This is a genomic window from Paraburkholderia sp. Ac-20336, from assembly GCF_017105025.1.
Classification (GTDB): domain Bacteria; phylum Pseudomonadota; class Gammaproteobacteria; order Burkholderiales; family Burkholderiaceae; genus Paraburkholderia.
In genome coordinates this window covers 1-22,589 of sequence record NZ_JAAGPS010000118.1, presented here as the reverse complement: position 1 = coordinate 22,589, position 22,589 = coordinate 1, and the positions used below count along the sequence as shown (strand labels likewise).

Below are 22,589 nucleotides of genomic sequence, written 5' to 3'. Positions count from 1 at the left end.
TGTTGTAATTTTTTTTTCAACTGACATCCCGACAACCTCGAACTACACCCTCATTCACACGCTTTCCCTCCACGACGCTCTTCCGATCTCGCTGGGTGCGAGGCTGGGCTTCGGCTCGGATCGTGGTGTGAGATCCGGGTTGAGTTCTTCCGGGTCGAGTTCCATTCCGCGTTTCGTCACGCGCCTTGGCAAGCCGCGCCACACAATGAGATCGCTCGCGGCCGGCTCGCTGGCAGCTGGCCTCATCGCGAGCGGCGCTGGCCTGCTTGTCGATCTGCCGGCCATGCCGTTGATCACCACGGCCCATGCCGCGGCGCCGCAAGCCACGCCCGCCGCCGCCAACGCAACGACAACCGCAACCACCGCGGTCACCACACCCACCGCCGCCCCCCGCTCCGACCTCGTCAAGCGCGGCGAGTATCTGGCGCGCGCCGGCGACTGCATCGCCTGCCACACCGCGCCGCGCGGCAAGCTGTTCGCGGGCGGCCTCGCGATGGACACGCCGTTCGGCACGCTCTATTCGCCGAACATCACGCCCGATCCGCAATACGGCATCGGCACGTGGAGCGAGGACGCCTTCTTCAAGATGATGCGCACGGGCCGCAAGCCCGACGGCACGCTGATCTATCCGGCCATGCCGATTGCGCAATACACGAAGGTCACGCGCGAAGACTCGGATGCGATCTTCGCATTCCTGAGAACCGTCGAGCCGGTGCGCGAACCTAACCGCAAGCACACGCTGCGCTTTCCGTTCAACCAGCGCGAGCTGCTGTACGGCTGGCGCACGCTGTATTTCCACGAGGGCGAGTTCAAACCCGATCCGGCCCAGTCGGTCGAGTGGAACCGGGGCGCGTATCTCGTCGAAGGGCTCGGACACTGCTCGATGTGCCATACGCGCATCAACATGCTCGGCGGCTCGTCGCAGCGCGAGCAGTTCGCGGGCGGGCTGATTCCGGTGCAGAACTGGTACGCGCCGTCGCTCACGTCCGACAAGGACGGCGGCCTCGGCGACTGGAGCATCGAGGACATCGTCGATCTGCTGCAGGCCGGCATTTCGAAGCGCGGCGCGGTCTACGGTCCGATGGCCGAAGTCACCTATCACAGCCTGCAGTATCTGTCGGACGACGACATCCGCGCGATGGCCGTCTATCTGAAGTCGCTGCCCGACAATCGCGGCCGCAAGAGCGGCCCGAGCGCGACGCCCGACGCGCAGGTGTTCGCGCTCGGCAAGCAGATCTACGCGGACAAATGCGCGCTCTGCCACGGCGCCAACGGCGAGGGACAACTGCCGCACTATCCGCCGCTCGCGGGCAACCAGTCGATCGAAATGGATTCGGCCGTCAACCCGATCCGCATCGTGCTCAACGGCGGCTTCCCGCCCGGCACGAAGCGCAATCCGGAGCCCTACGGCATGCCGCCGTTCGGCCAGGAGCTGAACGACACCGAGGCGGCCGCCGTCGTCACCTTTATCCGCACCGCGTGGGGCAATCACGGGCTGCCGGTGACGGCCCGCGAGGTCAACGCGTTGCGCAACGCGCCGCTGCATTGACGCGCCGCCCCGGACAACACGGAGAAAACCGCAAGATGGAAGCGAACGACACCCACGACGCGCCGCCCACCGACGCCGAAGTCGAGCGCATCGTCGCCGCCGGTCCGCATGGCGCGATCGCGCTCGCCGGCGTCGCGACGCTGATCGTCATCGCGATCTGGTTCGGCTTCTACTTTCTGGTGTTCCTGCCGCGCGGCATCATCCACTGACGATGTCGACCGAATCGAGCCATCAACCCCATAGCGGCCATGCGGTCGCGTTACGCGCCGAGCGCCGCTGGGCCATCTTCGCCAGCGCGCTGATCGTGCTGCTGCTCGCCGTGATCGTGTTCTCCGGCGTGCACTGGGCGATGATGCCGCCCTCGCGCGTCGAGACGATCGATCCCGCGCGGCTGCAACTGTCCGGCGAATTCGTCGAGGACAATCTCGGCAGCGCGGTCCAGCCCGACGGCTCGGTGATCGTGCGCTTCGTCGCGCAGCAATACTCGTTCACGCCGCAGTGCCTGCTCGTGCCCGCCGACACGCCGGTCACGATCCGCACGACGAGCGCCGACGTCGTGCACGGCCTGCTCGTGAACGACACCAACATCAACACGATGATCGTGCCCGGCTACGTCTCGACGCTGAACACCTATTTCGACCATCCCGCCGACCACGCGATGCCGTGTCACGAGTTCTGCGGCTTCGGCCATCAGACCATGTGGGCGCACGTGAAAGTGATCGACAAAGCCGCCTTCTTCGAGCAGGCCCGACAATCACGGAGACTCAGCTGTGTTTCACGCTAAGCGACTCGTTCTCGCGCATTTCTGGCTCGCCTTCGTGCTGTTCCTCGTCGCGCTCGTGCTCGGCGCCTGGCAGATGCTCGCGCGCAGCCCGTTCCTGCCGTGGGTCGGCGACCCCGAGCTGTACTACCGCTCGGTGACCGCGCACGGCACCGTGATGGCCTACGCGCTGCCGACGCTCGTCGCGATGGGCTTCGGCTACGCGATCGTCGAGCTTGCGCTCGCGCAGCGCCTCGCGGGCCTCAAGTGGGCATGGGCCGCGTTCTTCATCCTGCTCGTCGGCGCGGTCATGGCGATGGTGCCGGTCGCGCTCGGCGAGGCCTCGGTGCTCTACACGTTCTATCCGCCGATGATCGGTAGTCCGTTCTACTACCTCGGCGTGGTGCTCGTGGTGATCGGCTCGTGGATCTGGGTCGCGCTGATGCACGTGAACCTGCGCATCTGGAAGCGCGCCAATCCGGGCAAGCCGGTGCCGCTCGCGATGTTCGCCAACGTGGCGGGCGCGTATCTGTGGGCGTGGACCGCGGTCGGCGCGGCGCTCGAAATCCTGTTCCAGATCCTGCCGGTCGCCTTCGGCCTCACGAAGACGATCGACGCCGGCCTCGCGCGCATCCTGTTCTCGTGGACGCTACATGCGATCGTCTACTTCTGGCTGATCCCGGCGTATATCGCGTACTACACGCTGGTGCCGCGCGCGATCGGCGGACGGCTCTACAGCGACTCGATGGCACGCGTGTCGTTCATCCTGTTCCTCGTGTTCGCGATGCCGATCGGCATCCACCATCTGTTCGCCGATCCGCAGGTCGGCGCGGGCTTCAAGTTCCTGCACGCGGTGTTCACCGGCATGGTGTCGGTGCCGACGCTGCTGACCGTGTTCACGATCTGCGCGTCGGTCGAAATCGCGGGCCGGCTGCGCGGCGGCAAGGGAGCGTTCGGCTGGCTCACGGCGCTGCCGTGGCGCAATCCGATGATGCTCGTGATCGCGTTCTCGTTCGTGATGCTCGGCTTCGGCGGCGCGGGCGGGCTCATCAACATGAGCTATCAGCTGAACTCGACCGTGCACAACACGCAGTGGGTGACCGGGCACTTCCACCTGATCTTCGGCGGCGCGATCGTCATCATGTACTTCGCGATCGCGTATGAACTGTGGCCGCAATTGACCGGCCGCGCGATCTGCTCGGCGAAGCTCGTACGCACGCAGTTGTGGCTGTGGTTCATCGGCATGATGGTCGTGACACTGCCGTGGCACTACGTCGGCCTGCTCGGCGCGCCGCGCCGCATGGCCTATTACGACTACAGCATGCCGGGCATGCAGGGGCAGGCGTTCTGGGTCGGCATGTCGGCGGTCGGCGGGCTGATCCTGCTCGTCTCGGGGGGGCTGTTCATCTATATCCTCGCGAAGTCGCAGTTCGGGCCCGCGACCGAACCGCAAGCATTCCGTTTCGCGACCGCCGCGCATCCGGTCGAGCGCGTGCCGGTCGCGCTCAACGGCTTCGGCCTGTGGGTCTCGCTGATGATCGGGCTCACGGTCGTCAACTACAGCGTGCCGATCCTGCAACTGCTCAGGCTGCCGCAGACTTCGGTGCCGGCGGTCGTCATCGGAGCGCAGCGATGAACGAGGAACGCGTCTTCAGCTTGCGCAATCCATGGTTCACATGGAGCGTGGGCGGCACGATCGCAATTGCGATCGTCGCGATACTGATCGGCTTCGTCTGGCTGCCGTCGGCGAGCACGGCGTTCGGCGGCCTCGATCTTTGGGCGCGCATCTGCGGCGCGGCGGGCGTGCCGTCGAGCTGGTACGGCGGCGACAAGAGCGTCCCGGCAACGGTGCCCAGTGAAGTGGTCGTGCTGCCGCCGCAGCGAGTCACGCATGCGGCGGCGGATTCGATCGGCCGCGGCGCGACGATCGCGACGCAGAACTGCTCGATGTGCCACGGCGTGTCCGGTACACCGCCGGTCACGGCGCCCGCGCTCGCGGGGCAATACGCCGACGTGATCTACAAGGAGTTGCGCGACTATCAGAGCGGCCAGCGCCTGAGCGCGGTGATGCAGGCGATCATCGCGCCGCGCAGCGAGCAGGATCTGCACGATCTGGCCGCTTACTATGCTTCGCTGCCGCGCGCCGAAGCGACATCGTCAACTTCGCGCGCCGGCGCGGAGCCCGATGCGAACGCGGTGCGGCTCGCGATGCAGGGCGATCCCGAGCGCAATATCGCGCCCTGCGCGGCCTGCCACGGACAGCTCGACCGCAAGGGCGCGGCGCCGTGGCTCGGCGGGCAATCGGCGGTTTATCTGGCGGCGCAGCTGCACGCGTTCGCGGCGGGCGACCGGCATAACGACATCAACGAGCAGATGCGCAACGTCGCGCGGCAAATGACGCCCGAGGAAATCGAAAGTCTCGCGAAGTACTATGCGGCGATGCCGTAACGCACGACCAAGGCCGCGCCGATCCGGTCCACAACGTGTGATTAAAATTTAAGCGAATACCCCATGAAGGGACGACGGCGGACGGCAAGAAAACGTTATGGTTTTGCCGGCTTGATGGCGCGTGCGGCTTGAGATAAATCAATAAGGTGTCGCAACGCAATTCCTGTTCGGGAGTGTCCTCCGTATGTCGGAAATCGGTTCGGCCGTGCTGGTGTTCGTGCTGTTGCTGGCCGCGACCGGCATCGGCGTCGGTGTACGGCCGCTGCTGCCTGAGGAGCACAAGGCGCACGAGACCGTGCAACTGATCCAGCTCGTGATCGGCATGCTCGTGACGTTCGCCGCCCTCGTGCTCGGCTTGATGACGGCCTCGGCAAAATCGGGCTTCGACACTGCGGCGAACGATCTGCGCACCCTTGCCGCCGAGCTGATCGAATTCGACACGACGCTGCGCGAGCTAGGCCACGATACCGACGACTCGCGACGCCTGCTGCGCCAGTACACGGCGGCGGCGATCGCCTCGACGTGGCCGGGCGAGCCGGCGCCGGGCGGCGACTATCCGCGCGTCGGCACGCAGGACAGCGCCGGCACGCTCGAAAACGAGCAGCTCGGCGACATGCTGACGTCAGTGGGACAGCAATTGCGGCAACTGCGCACGCGCGATTCGCTGCAGCAACGCACGCTGGAGGATGCGTTGACGCAATACCGGCGCGTCGTCGACGCACGCTGGCGAATCATCGAAGAGGCGCACAGCTCGATCTCGCAGCCGTTCTTCACGACGCTCACGTTCTGGCTGTGCGTGATTTTCCTGAGCTTCGGACTGATCGCGCCGCGTAATGCGCTCGCGCTCGTCACGATCACGCTGGGGGCGGTGTCGATTGCTTCGTCGATCTACGTGATCGTCGATCTGGATACGCCCTTTTCAGGGCCGATCATGATTTCGAGCGCGCCGCTCAGAGGAGCGCTCGACCATCTGCGCAAGTGAGGCGACATTTCCGATGCCTCGCGCGAAACGCAGCGGCACGAGCCGACGCAAACCTCGGCTCGATTGGCGTACTAGGGTTTATCGACGGTGCCCTGAAACGAAGTCTTCGCACGGTCCATCATGTCGTGTACCAACGGCCCGTTCGTTTTCTGCAAAACGACCAGCGCGACGGATGCCAGAACCAGCAACGCTACGCCGACCCATAGAATCCGCGCCCGGCGACCCGCTCCTCGCGTACCTCCCGCTGTCGGGCGGGCTGTCGCGCCCACGGGCTGATCGGTGCGTTCATGTTCGGAGACCGTGCCGATGCCGTCGCCGCGCAGCGCGACGACTTCGGCTTGCAGCCTCGTGAGTACTTCGATCTTCCGGTTGGCAATTTCACCGTCGATCTTCGCCGCGCGCAGTTCGCCGCTCAGCCTCAAGACGGCATCCTGAAGCGCGGCGGCGTCTTTGTGAGCCTGCCTGAGCAATTCTTCCAGGCCGTCCCGGCCGTTTAGCACATGAAGCCCTTCGGTATCCAGGGGTGAATTGATTGGAGCGTGATATGTGTAGTTATAAGGTTGGTTCATGATTTCGTTCAAATTTTTGTCGAAATAAATTTTATACGGTCGATTACGGGATATATTCATTGCAGGAGAAATGACATTCGCCTTTTGTCAAGATGGCAAACAGATAACTGCATTTTTTAATTGAGCGAGCTTTATTGGAATGCGCTTGCCATCTTCGTTGCGAATGCGGCCGACGTAACGAGCGTCGATCATCGAACGGATGTGGTCACAGGGATTAGCCTGTGCAAGCGCTTCTGGCAATCGTGCCGGCGATGGCTACGTGCCCATGAACCCGGGGATTGCGCTGTCAAACGGACGGCGCTCTAATGCAACTCTGCGTGCAACCCTGATCTGTATCGCGAAAAAATCTTGTGATGGTGATGCCTGATTGAACGGCACCGCATTCGGAATTCTTTTTATCAGCAGCAGCACTGAAATTGAATCAGCCGTGTCCGAAATTGGCGGAGTTCTGGGTTTTATTTTTTATTATTTTCCAGATCGACTGATCGAATTATTTTGGGAAATAACGTGCTCGACAAAAGCGGGAGAGGAAGGCGCCAATACCGTGAGGCACACCCTTGGTATTCACGTCGATACCGTTGTTCCAGTCTTCTAACGGTTCGAAGAGCACCACGCTATCTGCCCTTGATATGACGCGATTTTCAATGGGCGAAGAAGTGTAGCCGTATGCGATTTACATAGACGGCTCATCTCTTCGAACACAAGCCAGTACGGGTGACGCGAATATGCGCGGGCCGTTCTTTCACGTAGTCGTTGAGTAAAAACGCCATCCAGTCACAATTTGGCACGTGGGTAAAGAAAAAGCCCGTGTGCTCAAGGCACACGGGCTTCAATCAACACAAATTACGCGAAGTAGGTTTTAGAAGGGAATATCGTCATCCATCTCATCGAACCCGCCGCCAGCCGGCGCGCTCGGACGGCTCGCGCCACCACCGCCGCCGCTGCCGCCACGCGAACCGCCACCGGACATCGCCCGGCCACCGCCGCCGCCACCACGTTCCATCGGCTCGCCACGGCTGTAGCCGCCTTCGTCGCCACCGCCCATCGACGCGCCGCCGCGGCCGCCCAGCATCTGCATCTGTTCAGCGACGATTTCGGTCGAGTAGCGATCGGTGCCGTCCTGCGCCTGCCACTTGCGCGTGCGGATACGCCCTTCGAGGTAGACCGACGAGCCCTTCTTCAGATATTCCGACACGATTTCCGCGAGGCGGCCAAAGAACGCCACGCGGTGCCATTCGGTCGCTTCCTTCATTTCGCCGGACGCTTTGTCCTTGTAGCGGTCCGTCGTTGCAAGGCGGATGTTCGCCACTGCGTCGCCGCTCGGAAGATAACGGACTTCCGGATCGGCTCCGAGATTGCCGACGAGAATGACCTTGTTCACGGATGCCATGAGTTTCTCCTGTTGATTCCATTTGCAGGCGGCGCGGCACTACGCGGTTCGCATCTCATGGCCGGCAGGCCCGAGACCGGAAACGCGCCTCTGCCCGCCGCCGGGTGAGTTCTGGATGCGTGGGACGTGCCCCGGGGACATGCCCCGAATACGCTCTGCTATGCCTTGCGCGGCGGCTGTTTCATCTGTGCGGCGATTATAAGCCAGCAGAACACGAGCCCCGAACAGGCGAAGAACACCGCGCTCGCGCCGTTCGCCTTCAGCAGCCAGCCGCCGACCACGCCGCCCAGCGCCAGCCCGATCGACTGCGTGGTGTTGTACACGCCGACCGCCGCGCCCTTGCGGGTGCCGGGCGCGAGTTTCGATACCAGCGACGGCTGCGAGGCTTCGAGAATGTTGAAGCCCAGAAAGTAAACGAAGAGGATCGCCGCCACACTGAGAATCGTATGCGGTGCGACGCCCAATAACAACTGGCCGATCAGGATAAGACCGATCGCCGAAAGCAGCACGATCTTCATCTTGCCGCGCCGTTCCGCGGCGATGATCGCCGGCACCATCATCACGAACGACAGGCCCATTACGGGCAAATAAACTTTCCAGTGTGAAGCAACCGGCAGGCCGCCCGCTTCGAGAATGCGCGGCACGACGAGGAACAGCGCGGTTTGCGTCGCGTGCAGCGCGAGCACGCCGAAGTTCAGGCGCAGCAGCTCGACGTTGTGCAGCACCTCGGCGAACGGCGCGCGCACGTGCACGGGCTTCGGCGCATCGGGCACGATCCACAGCACCACGCCGATCGCGAGAATCGCGAAGATGCCGACCAGCGTAAAGAGCCCGCTCATGCCAAGCCAGTGGAACACGATCGGCGCGCCGACGATCGCCACCGCGAACGACATGCCGATGCTGCCCCCGACCATCGCCATCGCCTTGGTGCGATGCTCCTCGGAAGTAAGGTCGGCGATGAACGCGAGCACCGCCGAGGACACCGCGCCCATGCCCTGGATCACCCGCCCGACGATGATCCACGTCATGTCGTGCGCGCCCGCCGCGACGAAGCTGCCGATCGCGAAGATCAGCAGGCCGGTCGCGATGACGGGCTTGCGGCCCACCCGGTCGGAAATCCAGCCGTAGAAGATGTAGAGCATCGACTGCGTGACGCCGTAGGCGCCGAGCGCGATGCCGACGAGCAGCACGTTGTCGCCGCCGGGGATGGTCTTCGCGTAAACCGAGAACACCGGCATGATCATGAAGAGACCGAGCATGCGCAACGCGAAGATGGCGGCAAGCGACATGGTCGCGCGCAATTCGGGCGCGCTCATGCGTGTGGAGATGGCGGACGGATTGGACATCGGAAGCGTTGTTTGAATGAGCCGGGCGGCACACCGCGCGGCGAGCCCACGGAGCCGAACCGTCGCCCTGCAGCGCACCTCGAGCCTGCCCTCGCGCCCTGTTCCCGCTGTCAGGAAGCCGTAACGGCGGTCTGGAAAAGTCGTTATAGTAGCAGGTTTGGCCTCCTCCTCTTTCCGCAGTTCATGGAATAAATCCGTGGAACAAATCCGTATTCGTGGGGCTCGCACCCACAACCTGAAGAACGTCAATCTCGACCTACCGCGTCACAAGCTCGTCGTCATCACGGGGCTGTCGGGCTCCGGCAAATCGTCGCTGGCGTTCGACACGCTCTATGCGGAAGGACAGCGGCGCTACGTCGAAAGCCTCTCGGCCTACGCGCGCCAGTTCCTGCAACTGATGGAAAAGCCCGACGTCGATCTGATCGAAGGCCTGTCGCCGGCCATTTCGATCGAGCAGAAAGCGACCTCGCACAATCCGCGCTCGACGGTCGGCACCGTCACCGAAATCCACGACTATCTGCGTCTGCTGTTCGCGCGCGTCGGCACGCCCTACTGCCCCGACCACGAAATTCCGCTCGAAGCGCAAAGCGTCTCGCAGATGGTCGACGCGGCGCTCGCGCTACCCGAGGAAACGCGCCTGATGATCCTCGCGCCCGTCGTCAGCGATCGCAAGGGCGAGCACACCGATCTGTTCGAGGACATGCAGGCGCAAGGCTTCGTGCGCTTTCGCGTGCGCTCGGGCGGCGGCACCGCGAACGAAGGCACCGCGAAAATCTACGAAGTCGACTCGCTGCCGAAGCTGAAGAAAAACGACAAGCACACGATCGACGTCGTGATCGACCGTCTGCGCGTGCGCCCGGACATGAAGCAGCGCCTCGCCGAATCGTTCGAAACGGCGCTGCGTCTCGCCGACGGCCGCGCCGTCGCGCTCGAAATGGATACGGACAAGGAGCACCTGTTCAGCTCGAAGTTCGCCTGCCCGGTCTGCTCGTATTCGCTGCCGGAACTGGAGCCGCGCCTGTTCTCGTTCAACAACCCGATGGGCGCGTGCCCCGAATGCGACGGCCTCGGCCAGATCACGTTCTTCGATCCGAAGCGGGTGGTCGCGCATCCGTCGCTGTCGCTCGCGGCGGGCGCGGTGAAAGGCTGGGACCGGCGCAACCAGTTCTACTTCCAGATGCTGCAGAGCCTCGCGGCGTTCTACGACTTCGACATCGACACCGCGTTCGAAGACCTGCCGGAGAAGGTCCGCAAGATCCTGCTGTACGGTTCGGGCAAGCAGGAGATTCCGTTCTCCTACATCAACGAGCGCGGCCGCACTTCCGTGCGCGAACACGTGTTCGAAGGGATCATTCCGAATCTGGAGCGGCGCTACCGCGAAACCGATTCGGCCGCCGTGCGCGAGGAACTCGCCAAGTATCAAAACAACCAGCCCTGCCCGGCTTGTGCGGGCACGCGGCTGCGCCGCGAGGCGCGCTTCGTGCGCATCGGCACGGATGAGGACGCGCGCGGCATCTTCGAGATCAGCGGCTGGCCGCTGCGCGACGCGCTCGGCTACTTCCAGACGCTGCGCCTCGAAGGCTCGAAACGCGAGATCGCCGACAAGGTGGTCAAGGAAATCGTCGCGCGGCTGATGTTCCTCAATAACGTCGGGCTCGATTACCTGTCGCTCGAACGCAGCGCGGAAACGCTCTCGGGCGGCGAGGCGCAGCGCATCCGGCTCGCCTCGCAGATCGGCTCGGGCCTGACCGGCGTCATGTACGTGCTCGACGAGCCGTCGATCGGCCTGCATCAGCGCGACAACGACCGGCTCATCTCGACGCTCAAGCATCTGCGCGATCTCGGCAACTCGGTGATCGTCGTCGAGCACGACGAGGACATGATCCGCATGGCCGACTACGTGGTCGACATGGGCCCGGGCGCGGGCGAGCACGGCGGCATGGTGATCGCCGAGGGCACGCCCGAAGAGGTGCAGCGAAACGCGGCGTCGATGACCGGGCAGTACATGTCGGGCGCGCGCACGATCGAATTCCCCGACGAGCGCAAGGAGCCCGACGAGCGGCACCTGCGCATCGTCGAGGCGCACGGCAACAATCTGCACAACGTGACGCTCGATCTGCCGGTGGGTCTCCTGACCTGCGTGACCGGCGTGTCCGGCTCGGGCAAGTCGACGCTCATCAACGACACGCTCTATCACGCGGTCTCGCATCACCTGTACGGCTCGTCCACCGAGCCCGCGCCGTACGAGTCGATCGAGGGCCTCGAGCATTTCGACAAGGTCATCAACGTCGACCAGTCGCCGATCGGCCGCACGCCGCGCTCGAATCCGGCCACCTACACGGGCCTGTTCACGCCGATCCGCGAGCTGTTCGCGGGCGTGCCGGCCGCCAAGGAACGCGGCTACGACCCGGGCCGCTTCTCGTTCAACGTGAAGGGCGGACGCTGCGAATCGTGCCAGGGCGACGGCGTGCTGAAGGTCGAGATGCACTTCCTGCCCGACGTCTACGTGCCTTGCGACGTCTGCCACGGCAAGCGCTACAACCGCGAAACGCTCGACATCCAGTACAAGGGCTGCAACATCAGCGAAGTGCTCGACATGACGGTCGAACACGCGTACGAGTTCTTCAAGGCCGTGCCGGTCGTCGCGCGCAAGCTGAAAACCTTGCTGGACGTGGGTCTCAGCTATATCCGCCTCGGCCAGTCGGCCACCACGCTGTCGGGCGGCGAGGCGCAGCGCGTGAAACTCTCGCTGGAACTGAGCAAGCGCGACACCGGTCGCACGCTATACATCCTTGACGAACCGACCACCGGCCTGCATTTTCACGACATCGCGCTGCTGCTGGAAGTGATCCACCGGTTGCGCGACCAGGGTAATACCGTCGTGATCATCGAACATAATCTCGATGTAATCAAAACTGCGGACTGGGTCATCGATCTCGGTCCCGAAGGCGGCGCGGGCGGGGGGCAGATCATCGCCCAGGGCACGCCCGAGCAGGTCGCGAAGTCGAAGGCAAGTTTTACCGGCAAGTATCTGGCGCCGCTTCTGAAGCGCACCGCCAGCGCAAAGTAACGCAGCACCTCACGGGTTGGAGACGGAACAAGCCATGACCAAGCGGAATCAGGCGCGCGACGAAGGACGGGTGCAAGACCTGCGGCCACGCCCGGTCAGGCTGACCAGCGACATGAGCCTGCCGAAGCTGTCGGCGGTCGAAATCGGCAGCTACGTGGTGATGCTGTTCGCCATGTGGGCGGTGATCGAACTGAAACTGCTCGGCTCGCTGCTCGCCGGGCTGCTCGTGTTCCAGCTCGTGCATACGATCGCGCCGCGCATCGAGCGCCACATGTCGGGCAAGCGGGCGCGCTGGCTCGCGGTGGTGATCCTCTCCGCGGTGATCGTCGGCGCGTTGACGGGGCTCACGCTCGGCATCATCGAGCACTTCGAGAACGACGTGCCGAGCGTGCAGAATCTGCTCGATCAGGCCATGCAGCTGATCGACCAGGCGCGCGGCCGGATTCCGCAGTTCATCGCCAACTATCTGCCGGTCGACACCGAGCAGATGAAGACGCGCGCCGCGGAACTGATGCACACGCACGCGAACATGCTGCAGCAAGGCGGCACGACCGCGGCGCGCGGGTTTACGCATGTGCTGCTCGGCATGATCATCGGCGCGATCATCGCGGTCGGCGCGCAGAAGCATATCCAGCGGCTGCCGCTGTCCACCGCGTTCGTCACGCGCGTGACGCGTTTCGCCGACGCTTTCCGCCGCATCGTGTTCGCGCAGGTGAAGATTTCCGCGCTCAACGCGGTATTCACCGCGATCTTCCTGCTCGTGATCCTGCCGCTCTTTCACGATCAGTTGCCGCTGTCGAAAACGCTGGTGCTGGTGACGTTCATCGTCGGGCTGCTGCCGGTGATCGGCAATCTGATCTCGAACACGATCATCGTCGCGGTCGCGCTGTCGGTCAGCTTCCCGGCGGCGGTCATGTCGCTCGTGTTCCTGATCCTCATTCACAAGCTCGAATACTTCCTGAACGCGCGGATCGTCGGTGGACAGATCGAGGCGCGCGCCTGGGAACTGCTGATCGCGATGCTCGTCATGGAAGCGGCGTTCGGCATTGCCGGCGTGATCGCGGCGCCGATTTTCTATGCGTATATCAAGCGCGAGCTGATTTATCTGCGGCTCGTGTGAGCGTAAGCGGTGGAAGGGGCAGAAAAGACGGAAGGAGCGGATAAGGCGGGCGGGCCTCGCGGCCGAACCGGTTGATCGAAGCCGGCGCTCGCGCCGGGTAGGACATTCGAGAACGGACGGCTCAAGCTCACACTGAGCCACGCTGGCAAAGCAAAGCGGCACTACGGTGCCGCTTTTTTTCGCCTTGCGCTGCGACACACGACTTGCCACACACGACAGCGTTTTCCCTGACAGAAAACTTGCAGCGGATCGTACAAGCCCATAAGATGAGAATAATTCCCATTTGCAAGACGATTCGCATCGTGATATTTCGCCTGAATTTCCGCCCTGGCTCGGCCCCGGGTTTCCGCTTCGCCCGGCCGGTTCGCGCATGAGAGGCCAGCTCGTCCGTCTGCACCGCTGGTTCGGCGTCGCCACCGCGTTGTTTCTGTTCGTCGCCGGTCTGACCGGGGCGATCATCGCCTGGGACCACGAACTCGATGCGGCGCTAAACCCATCGTTCTACCAGGCCCGTACGGCCGGCCCGGCGCTGTCGAGCCTCGAACTCGCGAACCGCGTCGAGGCGGCCGACCCGCGTCTTCAGGTGACCTATCTGCCGCTAGAAGTCGAGCCCGGCCAAGCATTGCAGATGATGGTGCTGCCGCGCACCGATCCGGCCACCAGGAAGCCCTACCCGCTCGACTTCAACCAGATCGCCGTCGATCCCGTCACCGGCGAAATCCAGGGACGCCGCGAATGGGGCGCCGTGTCGCTCGCGCGGCTCAACCTGATTCCATTCATCTACAAGCTGCACTACACGCTGCAGTTGCCGTTCATGGGCGGCTTCGACGTCGGCACGTGGCTGATGGGGATCGTCGGCATCGTCTGGCTGTTCGATAGCGCGATCGCGCTATGCCTGTCGTTTCCAAGCTTCAAGGCCTGGCGCAAGTCGTTCGCGTTCCGCCTGAAGCGCGGCGGCTACGCGCTCACGTTCGATCTGCACCGCTCCGGCGGCGTATGGATCTGGGGCGTGCTGATGATCGTCGCGCTGACGTCGATCTCGATGAACCTGTCGTCGCAGGTGGTGCGCCCGATCGTCTCGCGCCTCTCGACGCTGACGCCCGATCCGATCAACAACCCGGAAATCCTGCGCGCGCCGCAGCCGGGCGATCGGGTATTGAGCCGCGAGCGCATCGTCGACATCGCGCGACAGGCCGGCAAGGACAGGCATCTGGCCGTACCGCCGGGCGGCCTCTACTACGCCGGAGGCCTGCATGCGTACGGCGTCGGCTTCTATGCGCCCGGCAACGATCACGGCGACATCGGCCTCGGCAACCCGTGGATGTACTGGGACGCCGTCACCGGCAAACAGCTCGCCGCGCAGATTCCCGGCAAGGGCACCGCGGGCGACATCTTCATGCAGGTGCAATTCCCGCTGCACTCGGGGCGCATTCTGGGCCTGGGCGGACGGATTCTGATCAGTGCGACCGGTATCGCAGTAGCCGTGCTGAGCATCACGGGCCTGCTGATCTGGCTGAAGAAGCTGAACGCGCGCCGCCGTTCCGCGCATAACGCGAATCTTCTCGCGCGCAACCCGGACGGAGCCCATGGAACGAACGGCGCGAGTGGAACGGCCGTGCGCTCATAGGAGAGCGCGAGGGACGTCACGCCAGGAAAACCGCCATTGCGCCGGCCTCGACCGGCGCAATGCCTATTCGGCAACGGTTAGCGGAACACCACCGTCTTGCTGCCGTTCAGCACGACGCGATGCTCGACGTGCCACTTCACCGCACGCGCGAGCGTCACGCATTCGACGTCGCGGCCGATCGCCGTCAGTTGCTCCGGCGTCATGCTGTGATCGACGCGCTCGACTTCCTGCTCGATGATCGGGCCTTCGTCGAGATCGGTCGTCACGTAGTGAGCGGTCGCGCCGATCAGCTTCACGCCGCGATCGAACGCCTGGTAATACGGCTTCGCACCCTTGAAGCTCGGCAGGAACGAGTGGTGAATGTTGATCGCGCGGCCGGCCAGCGCTTCGCACAGCGTCGGCGACAGAATCTGCATGTAGCGCGCGAGCACCACGAGGTCGGCCCGATGCTCGTTGATGACGTCGAGCACGCGCGCTTCCTGCGCGGCCTTCGCGTCCGGCGTGCCGCCGAGCAGCGGGAAGTGATGGAACGGAATGTCGTAGCTCGCGGCGAGCTGGTAGAACTCCTTGTGGTTCGAGATGATCGCCGGAATGTCGATGTTGATCTGACCGGTGCGGTAGCGGAACAGCAGATCGTTCAGGCAGTGGCCGATTTTCGACACCATAATCACGACGCGCGGCTTCACGCTCGCATCGTGCAACTCCCAGCACATGCCGAACTGTTCGGCGAGCGTCGCGAACGAGGCACGCAACGCGTCGAGCCCCGGATCGCCGCCCACCTGCTGAAAATGCACGCGCATGAAGAATTCGCCGGTGCCGCTGTCGCCGAACTGCGCGGAGTCGAGAATATTGCTGCCACGCTCGAACAGAAAGCCCGACACGGCGTGAACGATGCCGGGCCGGTCGGCGCACGACAGTTTGAGGATAAAGCTGTGATCGGTCGACATGACCTCGGTGACTCCCTTCTTCAATGCGTGGTTTGTTTCAGTGCGTTCAGTGCGTACGGGCTGTGCGGGGCGAGCCGAATCCTGGCGCTTAAGAATCCAGGCGCCTAACCTAGCCCTGCTTCGGCGGCGCGAACAGCGCGTCGATGCCCGCGCACGCGTCCTCGTCGATCCAGCGGCGGCGCAGCAGACAGTCGAGCGTGGCGAGGCTCGCATCCACCGTCAGCGCGCCTTCCTCGACCCAGCGCGCGACTTCGTCGATACGCGCAAGCCGGTGTTCGCCCACTTCGCCGTCCTGGTTGCGCGGCGCGAAGTCGGCGGGCAGCGCAAGGTCGTAGATGAAAATCTGCTCGGCCTGCGTGCCTTCCGGCAGCGATTGCAGCACATGCGCGGTGCGGCCCGCGACCGCGCGCGAGGCGATCTCCGCCGGGATGCCGGCTTCTTCCCAGCATTCCTTGACGATCGTCTCGCCGACGCCGAAGCCCCAGCCGATCCCGCCCGCGACGACATTGTCGAGCATGCCGGGGTCGGTCGCCTTGGTCTCGCTGCGGCGCGCGATCCACAATTGCGGCGCACCGTCCGCGTATTCTACGATGCCGTTCAGATGCACCGCGTAGGTCATCGTGCCGAAGAAGCGCGACGCGGCGCGCTCGATATAGGCGAGCGGCGGCGCGTCGAACGCGTTGCGGATCGCGTAGGTCTCGTTGCGCCAGCCGGGGATGCGGCCATCGGCGGCGAGCGCGCCGATCACCGAAGCGAGCGCCGCGCTGCGTAGATCGACGGTGTCGAATGCGGCGGCAAGCGTCACGGCATCGCTAGCGATTTCGAACACGTCGGGCCAGCGCGCGAGCAACGGCACGTCGTGTTCGCGAATCCAGCCGACCTGTTCGGCGCCGATTCTGAACGGCCGGTGAGCGCTGGCGTCGAAGCGGCGCGCGGCGGTGATGCAAGGCAAAGTCATCGAAAACTCCAGACTGTCCGCACGACGGCGAACCTAAGCAAAGCAAATGCAAGCGTGTCGGTCGACACGTCTCAATCATGCAACGCGACGCGAATCCCGATCGCAATGAACGTCGCGCCGGCCAGGCGATCGAGCCACACGCCCACGCGCGGCCGCCGTCTGAGCCAGCCGCCGATGAGGCCCGCGCAGACGCCGAACAGCGAAAACACCACGACCGTCTGCAACATGAAGAGCACGCCGAGTTCGAGCATCTGCACCGTCACGCTTTGCGCGCCATGCGGCTGCACGAACTGCGGCAGGAACACGACGAAGAACAGCGTGACCTTCGGGTTCATCAGATTGCCGAGCACGCTCTGGCGGAACACCGCGCCAAGCGGCTGCGGCGCGCGCTGATGCGCGGTCGCGAGCCCCTCGCTGCGCAGCGCCTTGATGCCGATCCAGACCAGATATGCGGCGCCCGCGAGCTTGATCGCCTCGAACGCGAGCGGCAACGAACGCAGCAGCGCGGCGACGCCGAGCGCCGCGAGCGTCGTATGAAACGTGATGCCGGCGGCAAAGCCGAGCGCGGCGACGAAGCCGGCCGCGCGGCCCTGCGAGATGCCGCGCGCGAGCACCTGCAGATTGTCCGGACCGGGCGCCACGGTAATCGCGATCGAGGTGGCGAGAAACAGCAGGAAGTTGGGCATCGTCGTGGCCTTCTCGTGGGGCGGCGGGTGAGTATCTGATGAATGCCGGATGAGTGCCGGGCGGTTGCGTGCCGGGTGCGGCACGCGCGGCACCGCACGCTCAATGTCCGTCGAAACTCGTCACCGTATACAGCGCAAGGCCGCCCTCGCTCAACAGCGTCGAACCGCCCAGCTCGGGCAGATCGACGATCGCCGCGCCTTCCACGACGACCGCGCCGAGCCGTTCGAGCAACTGCTTGCCGGCCATCATCGTGCCGCCGGTCGCGATCAGATCGTCGATGATTACGACGCGGTCGCCGGGTTCGCACGCATCCTCGTGAATCTCGACGGTCGCGGTGCCGTACTCCAGTTCGTACGATTGCGAGATCCTCTTGTACGGCAGCTTGCCCGCCTTGCGGATCGGGATGAAGCCGAGGCTCAGCTCATGCGCGACGATCGGCCCGATGATGAAGCCGCGCGCATCGAGCCCGGCGATGTAGTCGAGCTTCGCGTCGATATAGCGCTGCACGAACAGGTCGATCAGCACGCGCAGCGACTTCGGCTCGCGCAACAGCGGCGTGATGTCGCGAAACTGCACGCCGGGCTGCGGCCAGTCGAGCACCGTGCGAATGTGACTTCTGATGTAGTCGGCCGCATCGAGCGGCGCGCTCGCGAGCGCGTTGGACATGATGACTCCGGATGGACCTGGAAAGGCCCGGTGAAAAGCTGGCTAAAGGATTCGTAAAGGACTCACTTCGGCGGCCGGCGTCAGGCCGCGGCGGCGCCCGCGCGGCGATGCTTCTTCGAGAGCCGTTCCTCGGCTTGCGCCAGTTGTTCGGGCAGACCGCGCAGCACCACGATGTCGCTCGCGCGCAGTTTCGTCGACGGGTCCGGTTCGACACCGCGGATGCCGTGCCGGCGGATCGCGGTCACTTCGACACCGAGTTCGAACAGGCCCAGCTCCGCGAGCGTGCGGCCCACTGCGTCGGCGCTGGCGTCGACCGGAACCGATTGTAGCCGCACCTGTTCGTGGCCGTCGTCGTCCTCGATGTCGTCGGCGCCGTGGAAGTAGCCGCGCAAGAGCGAATAGCGCTCGTCGCGCATCTCCTCGACGCGCCGCACCACGCGCCGCATCGGCACGCCCATCACGACGAGCGTGTGCGAGGCGAGCATCAGGCTGCCCTCGACGATCTCCGGAATCACTTCGGTCGCGCCGGCGGCCAGCAGCTTTTCCAGATCGGAATCGTCGACGGTGCGCACGATGACCGGCAGCGTCGGCTCCATCTCGTGGATGTTGTGCAGCACGCGCAATGCCGAGGGCGTATTCGCATAGGTGATCGCGATCGCAGCCGCGCGGTGCAGGCCCGCCGCCAGCAGCGATTCGCGCCGCCCCGCATCGCCGAACACGACCGATTCGCCGGCCGCCGCGGCCGCCGCGACACGGTCCGGGTCGAGGTCGAGCGCGACGTACGAGAGCCCTTCGTGTTCGAGCATGCGCGCGAGGTTCTGCCCGGCGCGGCCGTAGCCGCAAATGATCACGTGGCCGCTCTGCTTGAGGCTTTGCGTCGCGATGCGTGTCATCTGCAGCGACTGCATCATCCATTCGGTCGACGACAGCCGCAGCACGATGCGGTCGGCGTTCTGGATCATGAACGGCGCGGCGAGCATCGACAGCAGCATCGCCGCGAGAATCGCCTGCAACAGCGTCGCGTCGACGAGATGGCGGTCGAGAATCAGGTTCAGCAGCACGAAGCCGAACTCGCCGGCCTGCGCGAGGCCGATGCCGGTGCGCATCGCCACGCCCGGCGTCGCGCCGAAGAGCCGCGCGAGGCCGGTGATCATCACGGCCTTCAGCAAAATCGGCCCGACGAAAAAGCCCAGCACGATGAGCGGATGCTCCCAGATCACGCGCGGATTGAGCAGCATGCCGGTCGTCACGAAGAAGAGCCCGAGCAGCACGTCGCGAAACGGCTTGATGTCTTCTTCCACCTGATGCCGGTACGGTGTCTCGGCGATCAGCATGCCGGCAATGAACGCGCCGAGCGCGAGCGACAGGCCGAACTTGTCGGTGATGAACGCGGCGCCGAGCGTGACGAGCAGCAGGTTGAGGATGAACAGTTCCTGCGAGCGGCGCCGCGCAACCACGTTGAACCAGCGCGTCATGAAGCTCTGGCCGACGATCAGCAGCAGCGCCAAGGCCACGACGATCTTGATCGCCGCGATGCCGAGCGCGCTGACCAGATTCTCCGAGCGCCCGCCGAGCGCGGAAATGATGATGAGCAGCGGCACCACCGCCAGATCCTGAAACAGCAGCACGCCGAAGATATTGCGGCCGTGCTCGGTTTCGATTTCGAGCCGCTCGGCGAGCATCTTGCTGACGATCGCCGTCGACGACATCGCGAGCGCGCCGCCCAGCGCCACGCTCGCCTGCCACGTGATATGCACCCAGCGCTCGAGCACGAAGCCGAGCGACACCGCCACCGCGACCGTGCCGATCACCTGCAGCAAGCCGAGGCCGAACACGAGCCGGCGCATCGAGCGCAGCTTGGAGAGCGAAAATTCGAGGCCGATAGAGAACATCAGAAACACGACGCCGAATTCGGCGAGGTTCTGCGCGCCCGCCGAATCGAGAATCAGCCCGAACGCATGCGGCCCGACGACGATGCCGACCGTCAGATAGCCGAGCATCGGCGGCAGATTCAGGAAGCGAAAGATCACCACGCCCGCCACCGATGCCAGCAGCAGGAACAACGTCATTTCGAGCGGGGAAATCATCGGCAAAAACGCATGGGTGAGGCGTCCTCGTTCGTCAACGGAACCCGCGCGCGCAGGACACCGCGCGGCAGGGTCGGGGGGCCGGAAAAAAACGCTAAAGGGCTGCTAAAGGGGCTGGCGAAAAGCTCGTGCAGCCGGCGGCTTGGCACAGCAGGCCCGGCGCGGCGAACAGGCGCCTTTGCTATACTCCGCGAATGATAGCGAAAATCAATGGCGACAGGGCACTCGCGCTGGCTCGCGACGTGCTCGACATCGAAGCGGACGCCGTACGCGCGCTTCGCGATCAGCTCGACGGCAGCTTCGTCGGCGCGGTCGATCTCATCCTGGGTTGCGGCGGACGCGTGGTCGTTTCCGGCATCGGCAAGTCCGGCCACGTGGCCCGCAAGCTCGCGGCCACGCTGGCGAGCACCGGCACGCCGGCGTTCTTCGTGCATCCCGCGGAAGCAAGCCATGGCGACCTCGGCATGGTCACCGCCGACGACGTCTTCCTCGCGCTATCCAATTCCGGCGAAACCGAAGAACTCGTGGCGATCCTGCCGCTCATCAAGCGGATCGGCGCGAAGCTGATCGCGATGACGGGCCGCTCGGCGTCGAGCCTCGCGCAACTGGCCGACGTGCACCTGAATTCCGCCGTCGCCAAAGAAGCCTGTCCGATGAATCTCGCGCCCACCGCCAGCACCACCGCCGCGCTCGCGCTCGGCGACGCGCTCGCGGTCGCGGTGCTCGACGCGCGCGGCTTCGGCCGCGACGATTTCGCGCGCTCGCATCCGGGCGGCGCGCTCGGCCGGCGCCTGCTCACTTATGTACGCGACGTGATGCGCACCGGCGAGCAGTTGCCGCGGGTCACGCCCGAGTCGACCGTCAGCGACGCGCTCTTCCAGCTGACCGCGAAGCGCATGGGCATGACCTCGGTGGTCGACCATAACGGCCGCGTGACCGGCATCTTCACCGACGGCGACCTGCGCCGCGTGCTCGAACGCGACGGCGATTTCCGCCAGTTGCCGATCGCCTCGGTCATGACGGCCAGCCCGCGCACGATCGGCCCCGATCACCTCGCGGTCGAAGCCGTGGAACTGATGGAGCGTTATCGCATCAATCAGATGCTGGTCGTCGACGAAGCGGGCAAGCTGATCGGCGCGCTCAACATGCACGACCTGTTCTCCAAGAAGGTGATCTGATGGCCGTGGCTCCCCTTACCGCGACTGAACGCGCCAGCCGCGTGAAGCTGATGATTTTCGACGTCGACGGCGTGCTGACCGACGGCGGCCTGCTGTTCACGGCGGAAGGCGACACGATGAAGGGCTTCAACTCGATGGACGGCCACGGCATGAAGCTGCTGCGCGAGGCCGGCATCGAAACCGCCATCATCACCGGGCGCAAGTCCGGCATCGTGGCGGCACGCGTGAAGGAAATGAACATCACGCACGTCTATCAGGGCGTGCAGGACAAGCCGGCGGCCTTCGCCGACCTGCTGCAGCAAACCGGCCTCGCCGCCGAAGACTGCGGCTACATGGGCGACGACTGGGTCGATCTCGCGGTAATGCTGCGCGTCGGCTTCGCGGCCGCGCCGGCCAATTCGCATCCCGAGGTGATCGCGCGGGCGCACTGGGTCAGCGAGGCGCGCGGCGGCCACGGCGCGGCGCGCGAAGTGTGCGACACGCTGCTGCGCGCGCAGCACAAATACGAAGCACTGCTTGCGGCGGCCTGCAGCGGCGAGCAGCGGGGCCTCGTCGGATGAACCAGTTTCGCCTGACTTCGCTGATTCCGCTCGTCGCGATGGCGGCGCTCGCCGGCATCACCTGGTGGCTGCTGCAAGCCACCCTGCCGCGCAAGAGCGACAACGAGGTACGCCCCAAGGAACACACGCCCGACTATTTCGCGGACAACTTCTCGGTTTCCGAACTCGACCAGTCGGGCGCGACGCAATACCGGCTGACCGCGCAATCGCTGATCCATTACGAGGACGACGAAATGAGCGACCTCGTCAAGCCGGCCATGCGCGCGTTCCAGCCCGGCAAGCCGATCGTCACCGCGACCGGCGACACCGGCACGGTCAACGCGGACGCCTCGATCGTCAATCTGTACCAGAATGCCCGCATCCTGCGCGCGCCCGGCAACGGCGATCCGCAGATGCAGGCCGATTCCGAGCATTTCAGGGTGCTCGTCAACGACGATGTGATCGAGACCGAAAAGCCAGTTAAACTTCAGCGCGGCATGTCGGTAATGACTGCCAGCGGCATGAAATACAACAATGTCACCCGGGTTATGCAGCTGTTCGGCAATGTAAGAGGCGCAATCGCCGCAACCGACGCCGGCGGCGGCTCGCCCCACTAACCCGGGCCATTCATTCCAGGCATGACTGCATGAACGAATCGTTCCCCCG

The 22,589-nt window shown here is 64.6% G+C and carries 21 protein-coding genes; 13 read left to right on the top strand and 8 right to left on the bottom strand.

All coding sequences use genetic code 11. The annotated features are described in order from the left end of the window. Positions 1–283 precede the first annotated feature (283 nt). From GXB81_RS24835 to GXB81_RS24810, 6 genes are all read left to right on the top strand, one after another. Positions 284–1,549, top strand: a complete 1,266-nt coding sequence (locus GXB81_RS24835) for a cytochrome c (protein ID WP_240159354.1) — start codon at positions 284–286, stop codon at positions 1,547–1,549. Between the two features lie 35 nt (positions 1,550–1,584). Beyond that, the gene (locus GXB81_RS24830) at positions 1,585–1,758 is read left to right on the top strand and encodes a hypothetical protein (RefSeq protein WP_167049729.1); all 174 of its coding nucleotides are present in this window, start codon (positions 1,585–1,587) and stop codon (positions 1,756–1,758) included. A 2-nt stretch (positions 1,759–1,760) separates the two neighbouring features. Then, positions 1,761–2,333 carry a cytochrome C oxidase subunit II gene (locus GXB81_RS24825; protein WP_167049727.1) on the top strand — a complete coding sequence of 191 codons (573 nt, stop codon included), beginning with the start codon at positions 1,761–1,763 and terminating at the stop codon, positions 2,331–2,333. Further along, positions 2,320–3,945, top strand: coding sequence for a b(o/a)3-type cytochrome-c oxidase subunit 1 (locus tag GXB81_RS24820; RefSeq protein WP_167049725.1), 1,626 nt, complete (start codon positions 2,320–2,322; stop codon positions 3,943–3,945). Before GXB81_RS24825 ends, GXB81_RS24820 begins: the two co-directional genes overlap by 14 nt. Continuing rightward, positions 3,942–4,757 (top strand): c-type cytochrome, encoded by an 816-nt coding sequence (locus tag GXB81_RS24815; protein WP_205990589.1) that lies wholly within the window; start codon positions 3,942–3,944, stop codon positions 4,755–4,757. The genes GXB81_RS24820 and GXB81_RS24815 overlap by 4 nt, the downstream gene beginning before the upstream one ends. Positions 4,758–4,941: 184 nt before the next feature. Next, positions 4,942–5,739: a DUF4239 domain-containing protein gene (locus GXB81_RS24810; RefSeq protein ID WP_167049721.1), complete on the top strand. Its 798-nt coding sequence runs from the start codon at positions 4,942–4,944 to the stop codon at positions 5,737–5,739. A gap of 71 nt (positions 5,740–5,810) precedes the next feature. Here the strand turns inward: GXB81_RS24810 and GXB81_RS24805 are convergent, their stop codons facing one another. Beyond that, positions 5,811–6,308: a hypothetical protein gene (locus GXB81_RS24805; protein WP_205990588.1), complete on the bottom strand. Its 498-nt coding sequence runs from the start codon at positions 6,306–6,308 to the stop codon at positions 5,811–5,813. A 367-nt stretch (positions 6,309–6,675) separates the two neighbouring features. On the opposite strand from GXB81_RS24805, the gene GXB81_RS24800 reads away from it, so the two are divergent. Beyond that, on the top strand, positions 6,676–6,903 hold the full coding sequence (locus tag GXB81_RS24800; RefSeq protein ID WP_205990587.1) for a hypothetical protein: 228 nt from the start codon (positions 6,676–6,678) through the stop codon (positions 6,901–6,903). A gap of 264 nt (positions 6,904–7,167) precedes the next feature. Here the strand turns inward: GXB81_RS24800 and GXB81_RS24795 are convergent, their stop codons facing one another. Further along, positions 7,168–7,698, bottom strand: coding sequence for a single-stranded DNA-binding protein (locus tag GXB81_RS24795; RefSeq protein ID WP_167048258.1), 531 nt, complete (start codon positions 7,696–7,698; stop codon positions 7,168–7,170). 158 nt (positions 7,699–7,856) lie between these two features. Further along, a complete protein-coding gene (locus GXB81_RS24790) occupies positions 7,857–9,044 on the bottom strand; it encodes an MFS transporter (RefSeq protein ID WP_167048260.1) in 1,188 nt (395 codons plus the stop codon). Between the two features lie 196 nt (positions 9,045–9,240). On the opposite strand from GXB81_RS24790, the gene uvrA reads away from it, so the two are divergent. The 3 genes from uvrA (at position 9,241) to GXB81_RS24775 (ending at position 14,861) form a co-directional block, all read left to right on the top strand. Then, the gene (gene uvrA / locus GXB81_RS24785; RefSeq protein WP_205990586.1) at positions 9,241–12,114 is read left to right on the top strand and encodes an excinuclease ABC subunit UvrA; all 2,874 of its coding nucleotides are present in this window, start codon (positions 9,241–9,243) and stop codon (positions 12,112–12,114) included. Between the two features lie 34 nt (positions 12,115–12,148). After that, positions 12,149–13,234: an AI-2E family transporter gene (locus GXB81_RS24780; RefSeq protein ID WP_167048264.1), complete on the top strand. Its 1,086-nt coding sequence runs from the start codon at positions 12,149–12,151 to the stop codon at positions 13,232–13,234. 370 nt (positions 13,235–13,604) lie between these two features. Beyond that, positions 13,605–14,861 carry a PepSY-associated TM helix domain-containing protein gene (locus GXB81_RS24775; protein WP_205990585.1) on the top strand — a complete coding sequence of 419 codons (1,257 nt, stop codon included), beginning with the start codon at positions 13,605–13,607 and terminating at the stop codon, positions 14,859–14,861. Between the two features lie 77 nt (positions 14,862–14,938). Here GXB81_RS24775 and purU read toward each other — a convergent pair whose 3' ends face one another. The 5 genes from purU to GXB81_RS24750 all read right to left on the bottom strand — a co-directional run bounded on the left by purU (position 14,939) and on the right by GXB81_RS24750 (position 20,206). Then, complete coding sequence (purU, locus tag GXB81_RS24770) at positions 14,939–15,808, bottom strand: formyltetrahydrofolate deformylase (protein ID WP_205990584.1); 870 nt, start codon at positions 15,806–15,808, stop codon at positions 14,939–14,941. A gap of 109 nt (positions 15,809–15,917) precedes the next feature. Beyond that, complete coding sequence (locus GXB81_RS24765) at positions 15,918–16,766, bottom strand: DUF4743 domain-containing protein (protein ID WP_205990583.1); 849 nt, start codon at positions 16,764–16,766, stop codon at positions 15,918–15,920. 71 nt (positions 16,767–16,837) lie between these two features. Further along, entirely contained in the window at positions 16,838–17,452 is a 615-nt protein-coding gene (locus GXB81_RS24760; protein ID WP_205990582.1) for a LysE family translocator, read from the bottom strand. 100 nt (positions 17,453–17,552) lie between these two features. Then, a complete protein-coding gene (locus GXB81_RS24755) occupies positions 17,553–18,119 on the bottom strand; it encodes an adenine phosphoribosyltransferase (protein WP_205990581.1) in 567 nt (188 codons plus the stop codon). A gap of 80 nt (positions 18,120–18,199) precedes the next feature. After that, positions 18,200–20,206 (bottom strand): cation:proton antiporter, encoded by a 2,007-nt coding sequence (locus tag GXB81_RS24750; protein ID WP_205990580.1) that lies wholly within the window; start codon positions 20,204–20,206, stop codon positions 18,200–18,202. Positions 20,207–20,400: 194 nt separating this feature from the next. Between GXB81_RS24750 and kdsD the strand changes: the two genes are divergently transcribed. The 3 genes from kdsD to lptC are packed head-to-tail and all read left to right on the top strand — an operon-like array spanning position 20,401 to position 22,540. Next, on the top strand, positions 20,401–21,384 hold the full coding sequence (kdsD, locus tag GXB81_RS24745; RefSeq protein WP_205990579.1) for an arabinose 5-phosphate isomerase KdsD: 984 nt from the start codon (positions 20,401–20,403) through the stop codon (positions 21,382–21,384). Continuing rightward, on the top strand, positions 21,384–21,944 hold the full coding sequence (locus GXB81_RS24740) for an HAD family hydrolase (RefSeq protein ID WP_167048278.1): 561 nt from the start codon (positions 21,384–21,386) through the stop codon (positions 21,942–21,944). Before kdsD ends, GXB81_RS24740 begins: the two co-directional genes overlap by 1 nt. Beyond that, on the top strand, positions 21,941–22,540 hold the full coding sequence (gene lptC, locus GXB81_RS24735) for an LPS export ABC transporter periplasmic protein LptC (protein ID WP_205990578.1): 600 nt from the start codon (positions 21,941–21,943) through the stop codon (positions 22,538–22,540). The genes GXB81_RS24740 and lptC overlap by 4 nt, the downstream gene beginning before the upstream one ends. The last annotated feature ends 49 nt before the right edge of the window (positions 22,541–22,589 follow it).

What these genes read in the sequence shown, in the direction of transcription:
- GXB81_RS24760 (WP_205990582.1), bottom strand. Translation starts at nt 17,452, where the DNA reads ATGCCCAACTTCCTGCTGTTTCTCGCCACCTCGATCGCGATTACCGTG.
- GXB81_RS24765 (WP_205990583.1), bottom strand. Translation starts at nt 16,766, where the DNA reads ATGACTTTGCCTTGCATCACCGCCGCGCGCCGCTTCGACGCCAGCGCT.
- GXB81_RS24810 (WP_167049721.1), top strand. Translation starts at nt 4,942, where the DNA reads ATGTCGGAAATCGGTTCGGCCGTGCTGGTGTTCGTGCTGTTGCTGGCC.
- GXB81_RS24825 (WP_167049727.1), top strand. Translation starts at nt 1,761, where the DNA reads ATGTCGACCGAATCGAGCCATCAACCCCATAGCGGCCATGCGGTCGCG.
- kdsD (WP_205990579.1), top strand. Translation starts at nt 20,401, where the DNA reads ATGATAGCGAAAATCAATGGCGACAGGGCACTCGCGCTGGCTCGCGAC.
- GXB81_RS24790 (WP_167048260.1), bottom strand. Translation starts at nt 9,044, where the DNA reads ATGTCCAATCCGTCCGCCATCTCCACACGCATGAGCGCGCCCGAATTG.
- GXB81_RS24830 (WP_167049729.1), top strand. Translation starts at nt 1,585, where the DNA reads ATGGAAGCGAACGACACCCACGACGCGCCGCCCACCGACGCCGAAGTC.
- GXB81_RS24835 (WP_240159354.1), top strand. Translation starts at nt 284, where the DNA reads ATGCCGTTGATCACCACGGCCCATGCCGCGGCGCCGCAAGCCACGCCC.
- GXB81_RS24795 (WP_167048258.1), bottom strand. Translation starts at nt 7,698, where the DNA reads ATGGCATCCGTGAACAAGGTCATTCTCGTCGGCAATCTCGGAGCCGAT.
- GXB81_RS24805 (WP_205990588.1), bottom strand. Translation starts at nt 6,308, where the DNA reads ATGAACCAACCTTATAACTACACATATCACGCTCCAATCAATTCACCC.
- GXB81_RS24750 (WP_205990580.1), bottom strand. Translation starts at nt 20,206, where the DNA reads ATGATTTCCCCGCTCGAAATGACGTTGTTCCTGCTGCTGGCATCGGTG.
- GXB81_RS24740 (WP_167048278.1), top strand. Translation starts at nt 21,384, where the DNA reads ATGGCCGTGGCTCCCCTTACCGCGACTGAACGCGCCAGCCGCGTGAAG.
- GXB81_RS24780 (WP_167048264.1), top strand. Translation starts at nt 12,149, where the DNA reads ATGACCAAGCGGAATCAGGCGCGCGACGAAGGACGGGTGCAAGACCTG.
- GXB81_RS24775 (WP_205990585.1), top strand. Translation starts at nt 13,605, where the DNA reads ATGAGAGGCCAGCTCGTCCGTCTGCACCGCTGGTTCGGCGTCGCCACC.
- GXB81_RS24755 (WP_205990581.1), bottom strand. Translation starts at nt 18,119, where the DNA reads ATGTCCAACGCGCTCGCGAGCGCGCCGCTCGATGCGGCCGACTACATC.
- purU (WP_205990584.1), bottom strand. Translation starts at nt 15,808, where the DNA reads ATGTCGACCGATCACAGCTTTATCCTCAAACTGTCGTGCGCCGACCGG.
- lptC (WP_205990578.1), top strand. Translation starts at nt 21,941, where the DNA reads ATGAACCAGTTTCGCCTGACTTCGCTGATTCCGCTCGTCGCGATGGCG.
- GXB81_RS24815 (WP_205990589.1), top strand. Translation starts at nt 3,942, where the DNA reads ATGAACGAGGAACGCGTCTTCAGCTTGCGCAATCCATGGTTCACATGG.